13 protein-coding genes are annotated in these 19,353 nt (G+C 63.9%); 7 read left to right on the forward strand and 6 right to left on the reverse strand.

Annotation, left to right across the window (positions count from 1 at the left end; genetic code table 11):
* Positions 1-102 precede the first annotated feature (102 nt).
* From ACXJ16_RS07295 to ACXJ16_RS07305, 3 genes are read right to left on the reverse strand one after another with little or no spacing between them, the layout of a single operon-like run.
* The gene (locus tag ACXJ16_RS07295) at positions 103-786 is read right to left on the reverse strand and encodes a TadE/TadG family type IV pilus assembly protein (protein ID WP_185997667.1); all 684 of its coding nucleotides are present in this window, start codon (positions 784-786) and stop codon (positions 103-105) included.
* Positions 783-1,406, reverse strand: coding sequence for a TadE/TadG family type IV pilus assembly protein (locus tag ACXJ16_RS07300; RefSeq protein ID WP_231636177.1), 624 nt, complete (start codon positions 1,404-1,406; stop codon positions 783-785). Before ACXJ16_RS07300 ends, ACXJ16_RS07295 begins: the two co-directional genes overlap by 4 nt.
* Entirely contained in the window at positions 1,403-3,310 is a 1,908-nt protein-coding gene (locus tag ACXJ16_RS07305) for a pilus assembly protein TadG-related protein (RefSeq protein ID WP_132469467.1), read from the reverse strand. Before ACXJ16_RS07305 ends, ACXJ16_RS07300 begins: the two co-directional genes overlap by 4 nt.
* A 260-nt stretch (positions 3,311-3,570) precedes the next feature.
* On the opposite strand from ACXJ16_RS07305, the gene ACXJ16_RS07310 reads away from it, so the two are divergent.
* The 6 genes from ACXJ16_RS07310 (at position 3,571) to ACXJ16_RS07335 (ending at position 14,136) form a co-directional block, all read left to right on the forward strand.
* Positions 3,571-6,684, forward strand: coding sequence for a response regulator (locus tag ACXJ16_RS07310; RefSeq protein WP_463921697.1), 3,114 nt, complete (start codon positions 3,571-3,573; stop codon positions 6,682-6,684).
* Between the two features lie 5 nt (positions 6,685-6,689).
* A complete protein-coding gene (locus ACXJ16_RS07315) occupies positions 6,690-7,553 on the forward strand; it encodes a CheR family methyltransferase (protein ID WP_185997670.1) in 864 nt (287 codons plus the stop codon).
* Positions 7,543-9,372, forward strand: a complete 1,830-nt coding sequence (locus tag ACXJ16_RS07320; protein WP_463921698.1) for a response regulator — start codon at positions 7,543-7,545, stop codon at positions 9,370-9,372. Before ACXJ16_RS07315 ends, ACXJ16_RS07320 begins: the two co-directional genes overlap by 11 nt.
* Before the next feature lie 272 nt (positions 9,373-9,644).
* The gene (locus ACXJ16_RS07325) at positions 9,645-10,139 is read left to right on the forward strand and encodes a low molecular weight protein-tyrosine-phosphatase (protein WP_324698821.1); all 495 of its coding nucleotides are present in this window, start codon (positions 9,645-9,647) and stop codon (positions 10,137-10,139) included.
* A gap of 236 nt (positions 10,140-10,375) precedes the next feature.
* Positions 10,376-11,158: a phosphoribosylaminoimidazolesuccinocarboxamide synthase gene (gene purC, locus ACXJ16_RS07330; RefSeq protein ID WP_054441309.1), complete on the forward strand. Its 783-nt coding sequence runs from the start codon at positions 10,376-10,378 to the stop codon at positions 11,156-11,158.
* A 137-nt stretch (positions 11,159-11,295) separates the two neighbouring features.
* Positions 11,296-14,136, forward strand: coding sequence for a M16 family metallopeptidase (locus ACXJ16_RS07335; protein WP_324698820.1), 2,841 nt, complete (start codon positions 11,296-11,298; stop codon positions 14,134-14,136).
* 75 nt (positions 14,137-14,211) lie between these two features.
* Here the strand turns inward: ACXJ16_RS07335 and ACXJ16_RS07340 are convergent, their stop codons facing one another.
* Both ACXJ16_RS07340 and ACXJ16_RS07345 read right to left on the reverse strand, forming a co-directional pair.
* Positions 14,212-15,090, reverse strand: coding sequence for an isocitrate lyase/PEP mutase family protein (locus ACXJ16_RS07340; RefSeq protein WP_132469464.1), 879 nt, complete (start codon positions 15,088-15,090; stop codon positions 14,212-14,214).
* A gap of 220 nt (positions 15,091-15,310) precedes the next feature.
* Complete coding sequence (locus ACXJ16_RS07345) at positions 15,311-17,701, reverse strand: TonB-dependent receptor (RefSeq protein WP_132469463.1); 2,391 nt, start codon at positions 17,699-17,701, stop codon at positions 15,311-15,313.
* 227 nt (positions 17,702-17,928) lie between these two features.
* Between ACXJ16_RS07345 and ACXJ16_RS07350 the strand changes: the two genes are divergently transcribed.
* On the forward strand, positions 17,929-18,615 hold the full coding sequence (locus ACXJ16_RS07350; protein ID WP_185997675.1) for a response regulator transcription factor: 687 nt from the start codon (positions 17,929-17,931) through the stop codon (positions 18,613-18,615).
* A gap of 19 nt (positions 18,616-18,634) precedes the next feature.
* Here the strand turns inward: ACXJ16_RS07350 and ACXJ16_RS07355 are convergent, their stop codons facing one another.
* Positions 18,635-19,321 (reverse strand): HAD hydrolase-like protein, encoded by a 687-nt coding sequence (locus tag ACXJ16_RS07355; protein WP_324698818.1) that lies wholly within the window; start codon positions 19,319-19,321, stop codon positions 18,635-18,637.
* Positions 19,322-19,353: the final 32 nt, after the last annotated feature.

Below are 19,353 nucleotides of genomic sequence, written 5' to 3' on the forward strand. Positions count from 1 at the left end.
CCCGGAAAAGTCGGTAATCGCACGGAACTGGATGAAACCCTTCGGAATTTCCTGCTCCGACCGGATAGCCCAAGCCTGCCGGTCAGAACGCCCGGCAATACGTCAGGTGCAGTGAGACTGCCCGCCGCTGCCGGTAATGCCGTCTGTCGAGCCGGTCGGATTGAGACTGCGGTCGTCACGGATCAGGAAGGCCGCCTCCTGGTGGAAGGTCGTGTTCTTGACGAACATGTCCCCGAACAGCGGCTGGTAGTGGAAGAAGACCTCGACATACATCACCGCCGAATTGGCGGTCGCGTAGATCTTGTGATCGGTCTGCCCCATGCCGTCGAGCACCTTGCCCGTCTTGCCGGTGCCCGAAATCCCGTAGCTTGACGCGCGATCAAGCTCCCCGCGGCACCTCTGCCAATGGATATACTGGCGATTGGAAGCGGAATCGATTTCCAGACTGGACAGGATGATCCTGCCGTTCGCGTTGAAATCGAAGGAAGCACCTTCCGACAAGGCCCCCCACATCACCGAATCGACCTGGGTTTCGGTAACGGTGGGCGTTACCGAACTGTTGTCGGTCTGGCCGAGCCGAGAGGCGTTGTCCGCCACCGACGTGGCGATCTCGCCGACCTGCATCTTTATCATCGACATGTAGGCCAGTTCGGTACCGTAAAGCCCCAGCGTCAGCAGGACCGGCAGGACGAGCGCAAACTCCAGGATCGACACGCCGCTCCGATCCCGGAGCAGTTTGCCAAGACAGGTGGCAAGCGGGCGCAGCAATGCAACTCGCCGGTTCATCTGCAGGTCCCCGCCGCGGAACCATAAGCCTGTTGCAGCGAGTAGGGCTGGTTCTTCTTGACCGCCGTTGCGCTGAGCGTGCGCGTGGCGTCGCGGTTGGTCAGGCCGGGAATGGGGAACAGTGGGCTGTAGGTGACATTGACCTTGTAGATCACGACATCGTTCGCGCCGCCGTTACCGCTTTTTCCGACGTCGGCATCCCACTGACCGTTCTTGTTCTCGTCCGTATAGGTCTCGCCGTTATCGCATATGCCGTTGTTGTTCTTGTCGTTCCACGATTCCGGCCGGGCAATGTCGGTAAAGTCGTAGTAGCTGGAGCGCGAGAATTCCACCACGGCACCGGGCGCGACGCCGCCCACGATCTTGCTGACGAACGCATCCTCCGTTGCCGTGTCGGCGGTTTCCAGCGTCGCGTTACGGGCAACCTGCTGGACCGCACCCTGAAGCACGGCCCGGACATAGGCCATGTGTCCGATGTCGAAGATTCCCATCAGGAGCATGATCAGCACCGGCGCCGCCAGCGCGAACTCAACGGCCGTCACGCCTTCCCGGGCGGCGCCGCAGCGGCGCAGCAGGGCCGCGAAGCGACGCACCGGGCGATGATGCCCGCTACGCTTCACTGGGTAATCCTGAGCTCGCCGACCTGCTTGGCGATTTCCTGGAAAGCGGAATCGAGTTCCGTGGAATTGTTCGCGGTGAACGAACTGTCATCCGAAGCGCAGGTCTGGAGATCGGTGGACAGGGCCGAGGTAAAGGCGATCACCCAGACCCGGATGCCCTTCGCCTTGATCGCCTCGCAGACCGAGAGGAAGCGCTGCGTGTGGCGTGCGTCCTCCTGGAGCTTCGAGCCATCGCTCGTCGTGCGGCGATCCCACCATTCCATCCCCCACGCGGTAGGCACGTAGTTGGCGGTATCCATGTAGCCGTCGGTCATGAAAATGATGTGGCGCGAAACTTCGCCGCCGTTCGACGGATCCTTGTTCACCACGGAACCGAAGATGCCGTCGGGCGAAAGCAGACGCCCACCCCAGATCATCCCGATATCAAGATAGGTTCCGCCCACCGCCGTCAGCGAATCCGCGTAGGCATTGAAGCTCTTCTGGTCCATTTCCTGGAGCAGTTGCGATTTTGCCGGGCAGTAGGTTCCAGCCGAAGCGCCTGTCGTGCCAGGATCGAGCGTGTAGGTGTTGGCGGCGCTTCCGGCGCGGCGATAGGAAATCTCCGGCCACAGCGGGGCCCAGCGCGTCGCATTGCCCGTTCCCGGCGCAGTATCGATATCCACGTCGAGCGCGCCGGAAGGGGACATGCCGGTAATGGATGAGTAAGAAAACTTATCGCTGTTGACCGTCTGGCGCTCGATGATGCAGCCGCCCCAGGTATAGGAAACCGACGCGCCGTTGGTTCCGTTGTTGACCGCGGTTGCGGCAAAGGTCTTGAACAGGCTCGTGTCGCGCGTCAGCTTCATGTATTCGAAGTGATCGAACGTATATCCCGACGTCGGCGCATTGGTCGTGGCGTTCGTGTAAGGCTGGGTCGTAACCTTGTCGCGCGTGTACGTATAAGTATAAAGGTAATACTTGCTCCCGGACTTGGCGCAGGAATACTCCATCTTGCGCTGCGGCTGCGTGGTCACGACGTTGACGACGACATTGGGGCTCGTTCCCGAAGTCGAAGTCGTGCTCGTGGCGGAACCGTAGTCCTTGTAGTCCGTATCGTTGGCCGAGAGCGCCGAATTGCAGGCGCTCGACGAATTGTAGCTCTTCGACGTGTTGCTGCTGCCCGCGTTCTTGTACTCGACCGTCGATGTGCCCTTCGTCCCTTTCGAGACATTGTAGAACACCGGCTGGCGCGACTGGTAGTCGGCGGAATTCGCCAGGAACGCCGGATTGAGTTCGGAAAGCAGGTGCCCGACGTTGACCGTGGAACTGTAGGGAACGAACCCGTAGCGGACGCGGGCGTTGGTATCGTTCGTCGCGGTGGAGAGCGTCTTGTAGAAGTTCTTCACGGCGGAACGCAGGGCGGCGATGCGGGTGGAACTGCCCAGCGCTTCCCCCATCGACCCTGTCGTGTCGAGCACCATCATGACATCCGCGTTGCCCACGCCCATCGAGGACGTGCAGTGAACGTTGACCGGAAACGTATCGTAGCCGACCAGTCGCATGATGAGCGTGTTGACGGTGGTGGAAGCCGTGCCCTTCACCGTCTGGCCATCGTCGTCGGACGTGGAGTCGAAAGTGGTTCCCGTGCTCTCGTGCACACCATCGTTGAAATTGGTCGCGAAATAATTCCTTGCGATCGCCTTCGACGCTTCGTCGAGTCCGTTCGTCGTCACCGAGCGACGTCCGGCGAGTACTGCCGCGTCACAAGCGGCCTGAAGCTGGTTCTGTACCTTGTAGGTGCGGCTGATATCGACCGCGGCACCCACCACGACGACCGCGACCAGCATTCCCACCGCAGCCATGGGCAGGATATTGCCCGAGGCATCCCGAAGACAGTCTCGCAACCAGTGATGGATTTGGCGCATCGGTTAACCAGTCTTTCGGCTAGGATTTTCCGCAGGATTTCAGCCGTCTCCTAGAGGAGATTGCTTAATGAAACCCTCACCGAGCGTGGACCGCCTTCCTTCACGAAGCGTCCCGAATTTCGGGAAACACAGGATTTACCACGATTTCTCCGGAACCAATCGCAACGCAGAGCGTTCAAGCTCCCGATCCGGGGACCGTCTCGAATTTTTGGGGGAAGATTCGGTCCGCCTGCAGCCGGCCTTTTCCCTTGAGATTCGTAATGTCGCCCAGCAAGGCTCTCAGTTCCCACGTCCAGCTTGCGCTTGTCATCATTGTCGTTCTGGGCCTTGCCCTCGTCATCGACATCACGATCCCGCTCGGCACCGGAGTCAGCGTCCTCTACCTGCTGCCCACGGTGATCGCCTTCGTCGCCAGGCGGCCGATCACGCCGGTGCTGGCAGCCATTGCCGGCGTAGGCTGCGCGATAGCCGCCTATTTCATCGCGCCGCAGGGACTCGGGCTGGAAATTGCGCTGACGAACCGGGCATTTTCGGGCGTGACCAATTTCCTGCTAGCGGCGATCGGCTTCGTCCTGATCCGCTATCGCAATTCCAATCGCCATGAACAGTGGCTGCGCGAGTGCGAGGCCGACCTTGCGCGCGCCACGGCCGGCAGCATTCCTCTGGGTGATCTCGGCGACCGCGCCCTCGCCTTCCTTGCGGAGCGCTTCGGCGCGATCGCCGGAGCGCTCTATGTCAACGACGACGGCGCGTTCCGGAAGATCGCGACATATGGCGTGCCCGCCGATGCAAGCGTCCCGGAACGCATGGAGCCCGGCGAGGGTCTATTGGGCGAAGTCATGCGCCACGGCCGCACCACCACGATCGCGCAAGTTCCCGCAGGCTACCTTTCATTCGGCTCCGCTCTCGGCCAGTCCACGCCCGCACGTCTCGTCCTCGGCGCCACTCAGGTGGATGACAAGGTCAACGCGGTCCTGGAACTTGGCTTCCTGGACACGGCCGATGCCCGCCCGGAAGATCTCGTCTCGTTCCTGGACATCGTGGCGAATTCGCTCGGCATCACCCTGCGCTCTGCGAAGTACCGCGCCCGGCTTGAACACCTGCTCGCGGAGACGCAGCAACAGGCGGAAGAACTCCAGAACCAGAGCGAGGAACTGCGCGCCACCAATGACGAGCTGGAAGCGCAGAGCAAGCTGCTGCTCAACTCGCAGTCCCAGCTTGAGGAACAGCAGGCGGAACTCGAACGCAGCAATTCGCAGCTTGAGGAACAGGCCCAGTCGCTCGAGGCGCAGCGCGACGAATTGACCCGCTCGCAAGCGCGCCTGCGCGGCCAGACCGAGGAACTCGAACAGGCCAGCCGCTACAAGTCCGAATTCCTCGCCAATATGAGCCACGAGCTGCGCACGCCGCTCAACTCCCTGCTGATCATGGCCCGCCTGCTTGCCGATAACCGGCAAGGCAACCTTTCGGGTGAACAAGTGCGTTATGCCGAGACCATCGAGTCCTCAGGCAACGACCTGCTCACGCTCATCAACGACGTGCTCGATATCTCCAAGATCGAGGCAGGCAGGCTGGAACTGGACCCCCGCGACGTCCCGGTAGGCGCCATCCTCTCCAAGCTCGAAAACACGTTCGCGGCGGCGGCGTCCGGCAAGGGTCTGAAGCTCAGCATGAACCTCGCCGAAGGCGCGCCGGGAACGATCGAGACCGATCCCCTCCGGCTTGAGCAGGTTCTGAAGAACTTCCTGTCGAATGCAGTCAAGTTCACCTCGGACGGCGAAGTCTCCCTCACGGTCGGCGCGCTGGCGTCCGGCCGGGTTGCGTTCTCGGTCCGGGATTCCGGGCCCGGCATCCCGGAAGACCAGCAGGACGCGATCTTCGAGGCATTCCGCCAGGCCGATGGCGGCATTGCCCGCAAGTACGGCGGCACCGGGCTGGGCCTGTCGATCTCGCGCGAACTGGCGCACCTGCTCGGCGGTGCGATCACGCTTCACAGCACTCCCGGACAGGGCAGCACCTTCTCGCTGGAAATTCCCGAGCGCTTCGCGCCTCGCGAGGCGGGCAGCGCGCCCGGCGTGCCCGGCAAGGCCACGCCCACCCCGACCCCGGCCGCCACGCAAACGACTGCCCCGCAAAGCCGCCGCGGCCCCTCCCCGCAGGACGACCGTGAAACGCTGTCGGGCGATTCCCGCGTTATCCTGATCGTCGAGGACGACCCGGCCTTCGCGCGCATCCTCTGCGATCTGGCGCATGAAGTCGGTTTCGAGTGCCTGATCGCCGGCACCGCAGACGAGGGAGCCCTGCTCGCCCGGCAATACCTGCCGCAAGCCGTGATCCTCGACATGCACCTGCCCGATCACACCGGGCTTTCCGTGCTGGACCGGATCAAGCGCGATACCCGCACGCGCCATATTCCGGTGCACATCGTCTCGGCCGACCACGACGACCATGCCGCGCTCGCCAGCGGCGCCGTAGGCTACCTCTTCAAGCCGGTGAGCCGGGATACGCTGGTCGACATGCTCGAAGGCCTCGAGGCGCGGATGGACCAGCGCCTGCGCCGCGTTCTGGTGGTGGAGGACGATCCCCGGCAGGCCGAAGCGATCCACCTTCTCCTCGCCTCCCGCGATGTCGAGACGGTGGACGTGCAAAGTGCTGCGGATTGCCTCGCCCGGCTGGGCGAAGAGACGTTCGACTGCATGGTGCTGGATCTCAACCTGCCCGACATGTCCGGGTTGGACCTGCTCGAACGCCTCTCGCACGACGAGAGCGTCGCGTTCCCGCCGGTCATCGTCTATACCGGCCGCGAGCTTTCCGAAGAGGAGGAGATGCGGCTTCGGCGCTACTCCAAATCGATCATCGTCAAGGGCGCCAAGAGCCCGGAACGCCTGCTCGACGAAGTGACGCTGTTCCTGCACCAGGTCGTCTCCGAACTGCCGGACGAGAAGCAGCAACTGCTTGCCCGCTCGCTCGGACGCGATGCCGCGCTGGAAGGCCGCCAGATCCTCGTCGTCGAGGACGATATCCGCAACATCTATGCGCTGACTTCGGTTCTCGAACCGCACGGCGTACAAGTGCGCATCGCCCGCAACGGCATCGAGGCGCTGAACGAACTGGCCCGCGCGGCGGACAGTGACGGCGCCCCGGTCGATCTCGTATTGATGGACGTGATGATGCCGGAGATGGACGGCCTCACCTGCACGCGCGAAATCCGCAAGCAGGGTCAGTGGCATTCGCTGCCGATCATCGCACTGACGGCCAAGGCCATGGAACGCGACCACCGCGAATGCCTTGAGGCGGGCGCCAACGACTACCTGTCGAAGCCGCTCGACGTGGACAAGCTGCTCAGCCTCGTGCGCGTGTGGATGCCGCGATGAAGCCGATGTCACGAAGGTTGGCGGAGGCCGTCGAGGATATCGAAGTCGATCTCCTCGTCGAGGCCATCTGGCGGCGCTACCAATACGATTTCCGCGACTATTCCCGTGCCTCGCTGCTGCGCCGCCTGCAACGTGCGCAGTCCCATTTCGGCTATCCCCATCTCTCCAGCCTGCTCGACCGCATTCTCCACGATCCCGACAGCCTGAATGTCCTGATCGGGTTCCTGACCATCCAGGTCAGCGAGATGTTCCGCGATCCCGAGTATTTCCGGGCGATCCGCGAGCAAGTGATCCCGCACCTTCGCACATGGCCCTCCATCAAGGTCTGGGTTGCGGGCTGTGCCAATGGCGAGGAGTTCTATTCGCTGGCGATCCTCTTCCGCGAGGAAGGGCTGGACGATCGCACGATGTTCTACTGCACCGACATCAACCCGGCAGCTCTCGTCAAGGCAGAGGCCGGCGTCTACGAGATCGAGCGTATTGCAGGCTTCTCCCGCAATTATATGGAAGCAGGCGGGAAAGGTTCGCTTTCGGACTATTACACCGCCAATTACGGCGTCGCCCGGTTCGACCCGACATTGCGCAAGCGCGCGGTCTTTGCCGATCACAATCTCGCCAGCGATGCCGTGTTCTCGGAAGTCCAGCTTGTCTCCAGCCGCAACGTGCTGATCTATTTCGACCGGGCGCTGCAGGACCGCGCACTCGGCCTTTTCGCCAGTTCACTGCCGCCCGGCGGCTTCCTGGGCCTCGGTTCGAAGGAGACCGTCCACTTTTCCGCCGAGGGCGATAGCTTCGCCGACTTCGCGCCGATCGAGAAGATCTGGCGCCGCACCAAGCACGACGTGCAGGAGGCCGCCTTTGCTGAATGAGCCGCTCAAGATCCTTGCGGTCGACGATATCAGGGACAACCTTCTCGTGCTCGAAGCCGCGCTGGACCAGCCCGGCGTCGAACTGGTCACGGTTTCCTCGGGGTTCGAGGCGCTGGAAGCCATGCTGCGCGACGATTTCGCACTGGCCCTGCTTGACGTGATGATGCCGGAGATGGACGGCTTCGAACTCGCCGAGCTCATGCGCGGGACCGAGCGCACGCGTGCCGTGCCGATCATATTCCTCACCGCCCTGGCCACGGACGAGCGGCGCAAGTTCCTCGGATACGAGGCCGGCGCCGTGGATTACCTGCTCAAGCCGCTCGACATGGTCGAACTCAATTCCAAGGTCGCGGTCTTCGTCGAACTCGCCCGCCAGCGGCGCGAGATCGCCCGCCAGCGCGACGAACTCGGCCTGGCCCTCGGCCGCCTTCGCGCGCATGGCGACAACTCCCCCCTCGCCGTTCTGGAAATCGACGCCAACCTGCGAATCGTGAGCTGGTATCGCAGCGCCGAACGCGAGATCGGCTTCGCGGCGCAGGATATTCTCGGCCTCAAGGTAGAGGACGCCCCCTTCCTCCCCATGGCGGACCGTCCGCGCTTCCTGGACGGGATGCGGGCCCTCCTCGGCGGTGAGGACCGCAGGGAGAAGCAGGACCACCGCTTCGTGCGCGCAGACGGTGCCCTTCGCGAAGGCGAATGGTACTGCTCCTCGCTGGTCGGCACCGGTTCGCGCGGCGCCAGCGTGATGATCGAACTGATCGACGTGACCGAACGCCTGCGCGCCGAAGAGACCCAGCGGCTGCTGATCGGGGAATTGAACCACCGGGTGAAGAACACCCTCGCAACGGTTCAGGCCATCGCCTCGCAGGGGTTCCGGCACGCCCGGTCTCCCGAGGGCTTCCACCAGTCGTTCACCGGCCGCCTGCAATCGCTTGCCCGCGCCCATTCGCTGCTGAGCGCAACGACATGGGAGCCCGCCAGCCTGCGCCGCCTGATCGCCGATCAGGTTGCCATCGGCGCGGTCGGCGAGGATCGGCTGAAGCTCTCCGGCCCGGACGTGGACCTGCCGCCGGAACTCGCCCTGCGCTTCTCGCTCATCATCCACGAACTGGCGACCAATGCCCACAAGTACGGTGCACTCTCGAACGAGGCCGGAACGGTCACGCTCGACTGGTCGCTGAAAGGACAAGTGCTGTCGCTCGCCTGGAGCGAGCACGGCGGCCCTCCCGTTTCCGTCCCGGAACGGCGTGGCTTCGGGTCCACCCTGATCGAGAACAGCATGGCGGGTGATGGCGCCCGGATCAGTGCGGAATATGCACCGGAAGGCGTGCGCTGGCAGTTGGTCCTGCCGCTCTCAGATGCCGCCGCCGAAGCGCCTGCTACCGTCGAGGAATCGCCGCGTTCTGAGCCTGCCCCGGACGCCCCTCCTGCGGAAGCCGCGCCCAGTCCGCGGGCGCTCAGGGTGCTCGTGGTCGAGGATGAGCCGCTCGTGGCCATGGAGCTCATGATGGAGATCGAGGACTGGGGCGCATCGCCCCTCGGCCCCGCGACGTCGTGCGATCAGGCGATCCACATGATCCGAGACACCGTGCCGGACCTGGCCCTGCTGGACGGCAACCTCAACGGCGAGAGGATCGATGCCGTTGCCGACGAACTGGCCGCACGCGACATCCCCTTCGCTTTCGTCAGCGGCTACGACCGGCAGCACCTTCCAAGCGGCCACAGCCACAGACCGATGCTGGGCAAGCCGTTTCTCGGCACCGAGGTCTGCGCCATGGTCAGGAGACTGGCTGCCGAAGCCGGCGCCGTGACGCCCTGAAATGGCAAACGGCGGCGCAGCGGGGGAACCTTTCAGCCTTCCTTCGGGTTTCTTCGGGACGGAAGAAGGAGCATCGCCTATGGCCTTGACGCAAGAACGCACCTACCGATCCGAACGTATCTGGACGCCCCGCCCACCACTGGATCCCGGCCTCCGCCGGCGTTTCCATGGGCCGATCCAGCCGATGGAAGAGCCCACGTTCCTCGAGCGCCTGTTTGGCCGGCATTGAATGATCGTTTGAGAACGATCCTGCCCGGCGCTAGGCCGGAAGCATGTCTGCAACGCCTCCCCCATCCGTCCTGTTCGTCTGCCTCGGCAATATCTGCCGCTCCCCGCTGGCCGAGGCGGCGTTGCGCCATGCCGCGCAGGAAGCCGGACTGGAACTGACCGTTGATTCGGCCGGAACCGGATCCTGGCATATCGGCAAGGGGCCCGATCCGCGTTCCTGCGACGAGGCATCCCGGCACGGCATCGACATCACCCACTATCGCGCCCGGCAGGTCACGGTCCGGGATTTCGACCGTTTCGATCGAATCGTCGCGCTGGACGCCAGCAATCTGGCGAACCTCGAACGGATCGCACCCGCCAGCCCCCACGCCCGGCTTTCGCTGCTGCTGGACCATGTGCCGGGCATGGAGGGGCAGGATGTCGACGATCCCTACTTCGGTGGCCCAGAAGGTTTCGTGACGACGTGGGAACAGGTGAGCGAAGCCGCGCGGAACCTCGTCGCCGAATTTCTCGATGAACGCGATGGTCAAGGGCACTAATTCGCAATCCGGGACACGGACTTCCTGCTCGTTCAGAGCACGGCTCGTGGTTCGCCGGGCAATCCTCCGCAACGGCATGCCCCGGTCGCGGCCCGGTTCGATCCCCCTGCCTCAAGCCCTGTTTGCTTTTGGGCCTGCTTTCATTATATGCCCGCTCGAACGCCCCGGCCCGCAGTCGCCAAAGCGACTTCAACGTGCCGGGGCTCGCTCTTTTACAGTTTCAAGGACGAACACGCATGTCCCGTCGCCGCCAGATCTACGAGGGCAAGGCCAAGATCCTCTACGAAGGCCCTGAACCCGGCACCCTGATCCAGTACTTCAAGGACGACGCCACTGCGTTCAACGCGCAGAAGAAGGGCACGATCCAGGGCAAGGGCGTGATCAACAACCGCATCAGCGAGTACGTGTTCACGCGCCTCAACCACATCGGCGTGCCCAACCACTTCATCCGCCGCCTCAACATGCGCGAGCAGCTCGTCCGCCAGGTCGAGATCATCCCGATCGAGGTCGTGGTGCGCAATGTGGCCGCCGGTTCGATCTCGAAGCGTCTCGGCATTCCCGAGGGTGAGCCGCTGCCACACACGCTGATCGAATATTATTACAAGGACGATGCCCTGGGTGATCCGATGATCGCCGAAGAGCACATCGCCTGCTTCGGCTGGGCCACCAACGAGGAGATGCAGGACATCGCCGCGATGGCCATCCGCGTGAACGACTTCATGTGCGGCATGTTCGCGGCGATCAACATCCGCCTTGTCGACTTCAAGCTCGAATTCGGCCGTATCTGGGACGGCGACTACAGCCGCGTCATCCTCGCGGACGAAATCAGCCCCGATGGCTGCCGCCTGTGGGACATGTTCACCGGCGAAAAGCTGGACAAGGACCGCTTCCGCCGCGATCTCGGCGGCGAGGAAGAGGCCTATCAGGAAGTCGCCCGTCGCCTCGGCCTGCTGCAGGACGATAACGGCCCGAGCGAAGTCTTCGACCTGTCGAAGCACCGCAAGCTGCGCGGCAAGTAAGGCCCGCAGCGATGCTCCCGAAGGCCCGGCCGCCGCAAGGTGTGCCGGGCCTTCTTGCGTCTGGAGCATCCGCAAGTCCTCACAGTTCACCTCTCTCTCCCCTTGTTATCAAGGGACTGCTCGGGCACTGGCGCCATATGCGAATCGTTCTCATTACTGCGCTGGTCCTTGCCACGCCCCTTCCCCTGTCCGCCCGGGAAGCACCGCTCCGTACCGAGGAGACCCGTTGGGCCTTCGAAACGAGCGACGTGCCGGTCGATCCCGATTTCCGCTTCGGCCGCCTGGCCAACGGCATGCGCTATGTGATCCGCCACAATGCAACGCCCGCCGGAACCGCCGTGGTGCGGATGGAAGTCGCCGCCGGCTCGCTGGACGAACAGGAAGCCGAACAGGGCTTTGCGCATTTCGTCGAACACATGGCCTTCAACGGCAGCAAGCGCGTGCCCGAAGGCCAGATGATCCCCCTGCTGGAACGGGACGGCCTCGCTTTTGGGGCCGATACCAACGCCTCGACCAACTTCGAGCGTACGATCTACAAGCTCGACCTGCCGCGCAACGACGCCAAGTTGCTGGACACTGCGCTCATGCTGATGCGCGAAACGGCAAGCGAACTGACCATTTCACAAGGCGCGATAGACCGCGAGCGCGGCGTGATTCTCTCGGAAATGCGCGACCGCAATACTTTCGGCCTGCGCAACAGCATTGATTCCACGCACTTCTTCTATCCGCAGGCGCTCTACGGCAGCCGTTTCCCGATCGGCACGGTCGCCACGCTCAACGGCGCGAATGCGGCGAACCTGCGCGCTTTCTACGAGCGCGAATATGTGCCCGCACATGTCACGCTGGTCATCGTCGGCGATTTCGACACTGCCGCCGTCGAGGCCGGCATCACCCGCCACTTCGCTGACTGGACCGGCGGCCCGGCCGAGGTCCAGCCCGACCCCGGCCCGGTTGCCTCGAAGGATCGCGACCGCACCGGAATATGGATCGATCCGGCGCTGTCGGAACGCCTCGTGATCCAGCGCAACGGCGATTGGCTGGACGAACCCGACAGTATCGCCCAGCGGCGCGAGAACCTGCTGCGCTCCATCGGCTATTCCATCGTCAATCGCCGTCTCCAGCGCTTGTCGCGCAGCGCCACGCCGCCGTTCCGCGGTGCCGGGTTCGGAACCGGTGACGTTTTCGAGACCGCCCGCTCGACGCGCCTCATCATCGACAGCGTCGACGGCAAATGGGCCGATGGCGTAACCGCAACCGCACAGGAATATCGCCGCGCCCTCGCTCAAGGGTTCAGCGCGGCGGAAGTGGCCGAGCAAGTGGCGCAGCTCCGTACTTCGATGGTCAATGCCGCCGGCTCTGCCAACACCCGCAGCAACGCGGCGCTTGCCGGCATTGCACTGTCGGTGGTCGAGGACCGGGTCGTGCCTTCCACGCCCGCCTCCGCACTTGAGCGATTCGAAACCTTCGCGCCTGCCATCACGCCCAAAGCGGTGCTGGCCGCGCTCAAGCGGGAGGCGCTCGCTCTCGACAGGCCACTCATCCGTTTCGAAGGCCGCAAGGCTCCCGAAGGCGGAGAACAGGCCATCCGCGCCTCATGGCTCAGCGCGATGCGCGGCCCCGTACCCCGGGAAGCGGACCCATCCGTGACGGAATTCGGCTACACCGATTTCGGCACGCCCGGCACCATCGTCAGCGACAGGCGCGACCCCCTGCTCGGCATTCGCGAATTGCGCTTCTCGAACGGCGTCATGCTGAACCTCAAGCCCACCGAGCTTGAAAAGGACCGCATCCGCGTCAGCCTCTCCATCGACGGCGGCGACATGCTCGACACCCGGGAGAACCCGCTCGCCACCGAAATGGTGGGCTGGCTCGACAAGGGCGGCCTCGGCAAGCACAGCCGCGACGAACTCGATACGATCATGGCCGGCCATACGCTGGGCTTCGGCCTTGGCAATGGCGCCGCCAGCTTCGATGCCGAAACCGCGACCACCCCGCGCGATCTCGAATTGCAACTGCAACTGCTGACCGCGCTCATGACCGATCCCGGCTACCGTGCCGAAGGCGAAGTCCAGTACCGCCAGCAGGTCAACAACAGCTTCGCCCAGCTTCGCGCAACCCCGGCTTCGGCAATGGGCGCGGACCTCGGCAGGATCCTGTCAGACAACGATCCGCGCTTCAGCCTTCAGCAGGTGGACGACTATCGCCACCTCACTTACGGCAAGCTGCGCGACACCATCTCCGAACGCCTCGCCCACGGCGCCGTCGAACTGGCGCTAGTAGGTGACTTCGACGAGGACAAGGCCATCGCGGTGGTCGCGCGAACGCTGGGCGCCCTGCCCGCCCGCGAGGCCGCCTTTCGTCCCTACGCGGATCAGCCGCCGCGCACCTTCACGGCTGACCGCAAGCCCCGCGTGCTGCGCCATACCGGCCCTGCCGACCAGGCGCTGCTTCGCCTGACCTGGCCCACCCGCGACGATTCCGACCCGCTGGACGCGCTGAAGCTGCAAATGCTCGAACGCGTCGTCCGCATCGAACTGACCGACAGCCTTCGCGAAGTGCTCGGCAAGGCTTACTCACCCTCTGCCGGCAGTTCGCTCTCGCACTACTGGAAGGGCTACGGCACCTTCACGATCAGCGCCTCGATCGACGTGGCCGACGTGCCCGCAAGCCGCGAAGCCATCGGGAAAGTCGCCCGCGAACTGCGGCTCGCCCCCGTCAGCGATGACGTGCTGCAACGTGCCCGCGCGCCTCTGCTCGAAGCCTATCAGAATGCGCTCAAGGGCAACGGCGGCTGGCTTTCCCTGGTGGACCGCGCCCAGACCCAGGCCGACCGCATCGAACGCTTCACCAAGGCCCGCGACCGTCTGCTGACGATCACTCCGGCCGATGTCCAGGCCATGGCGCAGCGCTATCTCGATCCCGCCATGGGGCTGGAGGTCCTGGCCCTGCCCGAAGGCGTGGAAGCGCCCGCAAAGTAAGGGGCGCGCAAGCACGCGTGCGGAGGACGAGGCTTGATGGACCGCCCCTCAAGCCTCGCCTCGGTTTTTGTTCGCTTACCTCGCGTGATTGGGGCGTGTCGGCCGCCCCGTCCGCTCCGCCCATTCGACGATCAGATCGTCGTAGAGGTTCTGGTCGATCAGATCGTATTTCTCCGGGAAGTTGGTGAAGGCCGCCATCGCGCTCTTCACCGCGCCGGTCTCCATCAGTTCGCGCGCCATGGCGAGGTGGCCGACGGCCGCCGAAACCCAGCCCCAGCCGGTCGAGAGCGTGAAACCCGTATCCGGAAGGTTGAAGCCCAGCGTGCAGACCGGGATCGGCATGTGCGGGATCACTTCGGCCTGCTGCTCGGGCGGGGCGCTGGCGAAGACGATGGCATCGGCCCCTGCCTCGGCATAAGCCTTGCCGCGCCGGATCGCCTCCTCGATCGAGCCCGTACCGCCCCCGCCATTGGCGCTGGTATAGAGCTCGTCGCAGCGGGCGATGATGACGAGCCCGGAATCGCCCCGTGCCTTTACGCCGGCCTCGATGCGAAGCTGCATGTCCTCGATCGAACAGAGACCGTTGGCATGCTTGGAATGCTTGGGATTGACCTCATCCTCGACGTGATAACCTGCGACGCCCGCGGCCACGTACCTTCGCGTGAAATGATAGGCATCGGCCACGGTTTCGCCCAGGGTATCGGCATCCACGATCAGGGGAATGTCGATGGCCTGCGCGATCCGGCCAGACTGTTCGATCATCTCGACCTGCGAGAAGATGCCATTGTCCGGCACTGCGTAGTGGAAGGCGGAGCAGGCATGTCCGCCAAGATAGGCCGCCTTGAACCCGACATGCTGCACCGCGCGCCCGGTCAGCGCGGAATAGGCCTCGGCCGCCACGAAATGCTCTCCGCTTTCGATCAGCGCGCGCAGTTTCTCACCCGGTGTCGGCATCGTCCTCATCTCCCGTCCTCGCGGCCCGTTCCGAGCGGCGCCTTCATCGCAGAGGGCTCGCATGATCGGAGGGCACCGGCAAGCGGAGCGGGCATCGCCGCCGCGTTCATCGTTCCCACGAACAAGGCACGCGGCCGCGCCGAAGCCCAGCCGCGTGCAGTTTTGCAGGCAGGAACCTGCCGGCAGGCCGCGAGGGAGCGGCCTGCCGGAACCGGAGCGATCAGAAGTTGACGGTGCCCTCCACGCCGAAGGTGCGCGGCGGATTGAAGTTTCCGTACGCGCCCAGGGTATTCGCGTTGGCGTAGGATAGGCGATAGATGTGCGTTTCGTTGAGCAGGTTGCGGCTCCAGACGGAGACGGTCAGCCTGGTTCCGTTGTCGCTCATCGGAATATCGGCAAGCGCGATGCGGCCGTTCACGATGAAGCTGGACTGAGCCTTCACGGCCTCGTCCTCGAAGGTGTACTGGCGGCCGGAATAAGCTGCATCCAGATGGAACTGCACGCTCTCGTCGCCGCTGCCGACCGGTATCGTGTAGTCGATGAAGCCGGATGCAGCATGCCTCGGCGTGTAGACGATGAAGACATTCTGGTAGACCGGATTGGTAGCGGAACCGAGGAACGGGTTCAGCGTCTTGGGCACCTTGGTGTAAGTGTAGGCATAGGACGCGCCGAGCGAGAGGTTGCTCGTCGGGTGGATGTTCAATTCCGCTTCAAGCCCGCGGATCTTCGTGGTGCCCGGTGCATTGAGCGTCTCCTGCGTGTGCAGGTTGAAATACGGGCTGTTGGGATCGATGTTGACGTTGTCGAAATCGACCTGCGTGCCGTCACGGTCCATGATGTAGCCGGCAAGGTTCAGGCGCACCTTGCGATCGAGGAACATCATCTTGGCGCCGACTTCGTAGGAATTCACGGTTTCCGGCCCGAAGGCGTCAAACGTCTGCGAACGGTCGTTGGCGCCGCCGGCCCGATAGCCGGTCGCATACTTGGCGTAGAGGTTGATGTCCTGCGTGGCGTCCCAGGCCAGCGTGACCATCGGGTCGAAGCGGTCCTTCCGGTAATGGAAGCCGTAATCGACCACGGCGCCGTTCACCATGTCCAGCACGCCGTCACGCTTGTCATGCGTGAAGCGGCCGCCCGCCGTCAGGTGAACCTGGTCGAGACCGGCGGGCGTGTAGGTTGCCTGGGCGAAAGCGGCGATGCTCTGCGCCTTCGCGCGGCTGTCTCGCTGGAGGAACAGCGAAGAATCGTCCCAGCCCTGGTTGCCCGAGGTTACCGTGCCGGTGACGCTGGGGCTGAGGATGGTGTAGCCGCTGCCGTCCGCATTCCACTGGTTCGAGCTGGGCGTCGCGGCATATTCGCTGGCGTGTTCGTTGTAGTAGAAGGCGCCCGCCACGAAATCGAGATGCGGCAGGCTGCCGACGATCTGCAGTTCCTGGCTGAACTGGTTCTGGTCGAGGAACGAGAGCGAGTAGCGGCCGAACTTGGCATTCGGGAGGAAGACCGAGCGATGGGCACCGCCGGAATTGTCGTACTGGTCGGTATGAACCTCACGCCATGCCGTGATCGAGCGCAGCGTCAGGTTCGCCCCCAGATCGTAGCTGAGATTGCCCATCACGCCCTGTGTCTTGTCCACGCTGGGCTGCTGCGGCACGCCGATGTCGGCGGTCTTCATGCGCTTGTCGCCGCTGACCTGCACGAGCGGTGAAAGCGGGGCAATCGTGCCGCTGGGCAGCTTACCGCCATTGGCCGCGATCTGCGCCAGCGTGGCAACCGGCAGGTTGTTTGGATTGTAGTTGATGAGCTGGCTGTACATCGGCGTGTTGTCATCACGCGACTTGTCGAACGAGATGTTCGCGGTCAGCCCCTCGAACGGCTTCCACTGGGCCTGGATTCGGCCACCCACGCGGTCGTAGTAGTTCCAGCCCGTCTGCCCGGCGAGCGGGTTCTTCACCGTGGCGTCCTGGTGCTGGTAGACGCCGTCGACCTTGATCGAGATGTTGTGGAATTCGGGGAAGTCGATGTGCGCTTCGCCATTGCGCTGGCCGTAGTTGCCGATGCCGGCCTCCACGCGGCCGCCGAATTCGCCGGTCGGCGCCTTGGTGACGATGGACAGCGCGCCGCCTTCCGTATTGCGGCCGAACAACGTGCCCTGCGGCCCGCGCAGCACTTCGATGCGCTGCACATCGAACAGCGCCGCATTCAGTCCCTGCTGGCGGCCGAGGTATACGCCGTCAAGGTAGACGCCCACGCCCTGGTCACGCGCGGTCTGGTTTGCGTCGAAGGGCACGATGCCGCGAATACCGACAGTAAGCGCCGACTGGCGCGCCTCGAACGTGGCGACGCGCAGCGACGGCACGGTGCCGCTGGCAAGGTCGATCAGGCTCTGGACGTGCTGCTTCTCGATATCCGCGCTGCCGATGACGGCAATCGCGATCGGCGTCTTCTGGAGATCGGTCTCGCGCTTGGTAGCGGTGACGATGATCGGCACCGAGGCATCACTTTCGGCGGCCGCAGCGCTTGTTGCTGCTTCGTCAGCGAAAGCGGCGACCGGCGCCTGGCTCAACGCGACGATGCTGCACGTAGCCGCCAGACGGATGGCGTGGCGAATCATGTAAAACTCCCTGAAATGCTTTGCTTTCCGCCTTGCAGTCGCGGCAAGGGGCTCGCCCGTCGGGGCGACAGGGAGGCTGACTAAGCGCGGCCCGCGTCACATCCATGTTGCTTTCTTGTAATTTTTTTGACGTGATTGTGACGGCCAAACATGACAAATTTGACACGTGAATGGCAGCCGATGTGGCACTATGTGGGCGGATCACTCCTGTTGAAACCCGGGACACCATGATCAAATCTGGCGACATCGTGCTGACTTCGGGCGACCTTGCCCATGTCAGCGCCGTTCGTGACAGCTTCCTCTCCTTCGAGGCGGAAGTGACGAATGCCACCGACCTTTGCGTACGTATTTCCAAGGCACCGACCTGGGTCTTCCTGGACTGGCTTCTGCCTGAAATGTCGGGACTTCAGCTGTGCGGCCTGCTTCGTGACCGTATTCACGACCACCCGCTCCACGTGACCATGATCCTGCCCGAACCTGACCAGCGCGCCCAGGCACGCGCGCTGGATGCGGGGGCGGATGACTATCTGATTGGGCCGCTTACCCCGGCCGCTCTCGTTCAGCGCCTGCGAATCTACCAGCCGGCCGCAGCCGCGCGGAAAGAAACTCCGGCGATCCAGATCGGCGATCTCCTGATCCAGCCCGATTCGCATCTGACGCGCTACAAGGGTCTGGTCGTGCCCCTGCAATCCAACGAGCAGCGCCTGCTCAATCATTTCGCACGAAACCCCAACCGGGTGTTCACGCGCGGCGAACTGATCGGCGTGCTCGGCAAAAGCGTGGACGTCTGCGACGAACGCACCGTGGATTCGTGGGTCAGCCGCCTGCGCCGAAAGCTGCGCTCGATGCAGGTGCCCCACCTGCCCCGCACCGTCCGCTCGTTCGGCTACGTCTTCGACAGCGCAGAAGCCTGAAGCCCGACGCCGAACGACGTCAGAGGCTTTCGAGAGCCGGGATCAGTTCGTCGAAATGATCGATCACCACCGTCGCGCCCAGTTCGCTGGCCGGCTTGTCGTTGAAGCCGAAGCTGACCGCGACGCAGGGCAGCCCCGCCGCCGCCGCCGCGCCCGTATCGTAAGTGGTGTCCCCCACGAAAGCGGCCCTGACGGCACCGGAACGGCCGCTCCCCGCGCGCTCCAGCATGAGATCGATGAGGTCGGGTTTCGGTTTGGCCCGCCCGGGGCCCAGCGTGTCGCCGCCGATCACCGTGAAGAAATGATGAGAAAGCCCCATTTCCTCAAAGATTTTCACCGCCAGACGTTCCAGCTTGTTCGTGACGACCGCCAGCTTGACCCCCCGCTCCGCCAGTCCCCTGAGCATCGCTTCGCCGCCGGGATAGAGCCGCGTCTCCACGGCGATATGGTCGGCATAGTAAGCGATCAGTTCATGATGCAGTTCGTCGAGCCGCGCCTCGGAAACCGGGCCGCCGGTAACGTCCAGCCCCTTCGCGAGCATCTTCCTCGCGCCGCCGCCGACCAGATCGCGCACCTCGCTCACGGGAATGGCTGGCCGCCCCTCGATCGAGAGCGCATGATTGAGCGCCACCGCAAGGTCTCCAAGCGAATCAAGCAGGGTTCCGTCGAGGTCGAAACCGACGATGTCGAAGGGAAAGTCTGTCATCCCCTCCTCAGTGGCTTCCCGATGTGGAAACC

It is taken from the genome of Novosphingobium sp. TK71 (assembly GCF_055361505.1).

What these genes read in the sequence shown, in the direction of transcription:
- ACXJ16_RS07295 (WP_185997667.1), bottom strand. Translation starts at nt 786, where the DNA reads ATGAACCGGCGAGTTGCATTGCTGCGCCCGCTTGCCACCTGTCTTGGC.
- ACXJ16_RS07305 (WP_132469467.1), bottom strand. Translation starts at nt 3,310, where the DNA reads ATGCGCCAAATCCATCACTGGTTGCGAGACTGTCTTCGGGATGCCTCG.
- ACXJ16_RS07310 (WP_463921697.1), top strand. Translation starts at nt 3,571, where the DNA reads ATGTCGCCCAGCAAGGCTCTCAGTTCCCACGTCCAGCTTGCGCTTGTC.
- ACXJ16_RS07315 (WP_185997670.1), top strand. Translation starts at nt 6,690, where the DNA reads ATGTCACGAAGGTTGGCGGAGGCCGTCGAGGATATCGAAGTCGATCTC.
- ACXJ16_RS07325 (WP_324698821.1), top strand. Translation starts at nt 9,645, where the DNA reads ATGTCTGCAACGCCTCCCCCATCCGTCCTGTTCGTCTGCCTCGGCAAT.
- purC (WP_054441309.1), top strand. Translation starts at nt 10,376, where the DNA reads ATGTCCCGTCGCCGCCAGATCTACGAGGGCAAGGCCAAGATCCTCTAC.
- ACXJ16_RS07335 (WP_324698820.1), top strand. Translation starts at nt 11,296, where the DNA reads ATGCGAATCGTTCTCATTACTGCGCTGGTCCTTGCCACGCCCCTTCCC.
- ACXJ16_RS07340 (WP_132469464.1), bottom strand. Translation starts at nt 15,090, where the DNA reads ATGCCGACACCGGGTGAGAAACTGCGCGCGCTGATCGAAAGCGGAGAG.
- ACXJ16_RS07345 (WP_132469463.1), bottom strand. Translation starts at nt 17,701, where the DNA reads ATGATTCGCCACGCCATCCGTCTGGCGGCTACGTGCAGCATCGTCGCG.
- ACXJ16_RS07350 (WP_185997675.1), top strand. Translation starts at nt 17,929, where the DNA reads ATGATCAAATCTGGCGACATCGTGCTGACTTCGGGCGACCTTGCCCAT.
- ACXJ16_RS07355 (WP_324698818.1), bottom strand. Translation starts at nt 19,321, where the DNA reads ATGACAGACTTTCCCTTCGACATCGTCGGTTTCGACCTCGACGGAACC.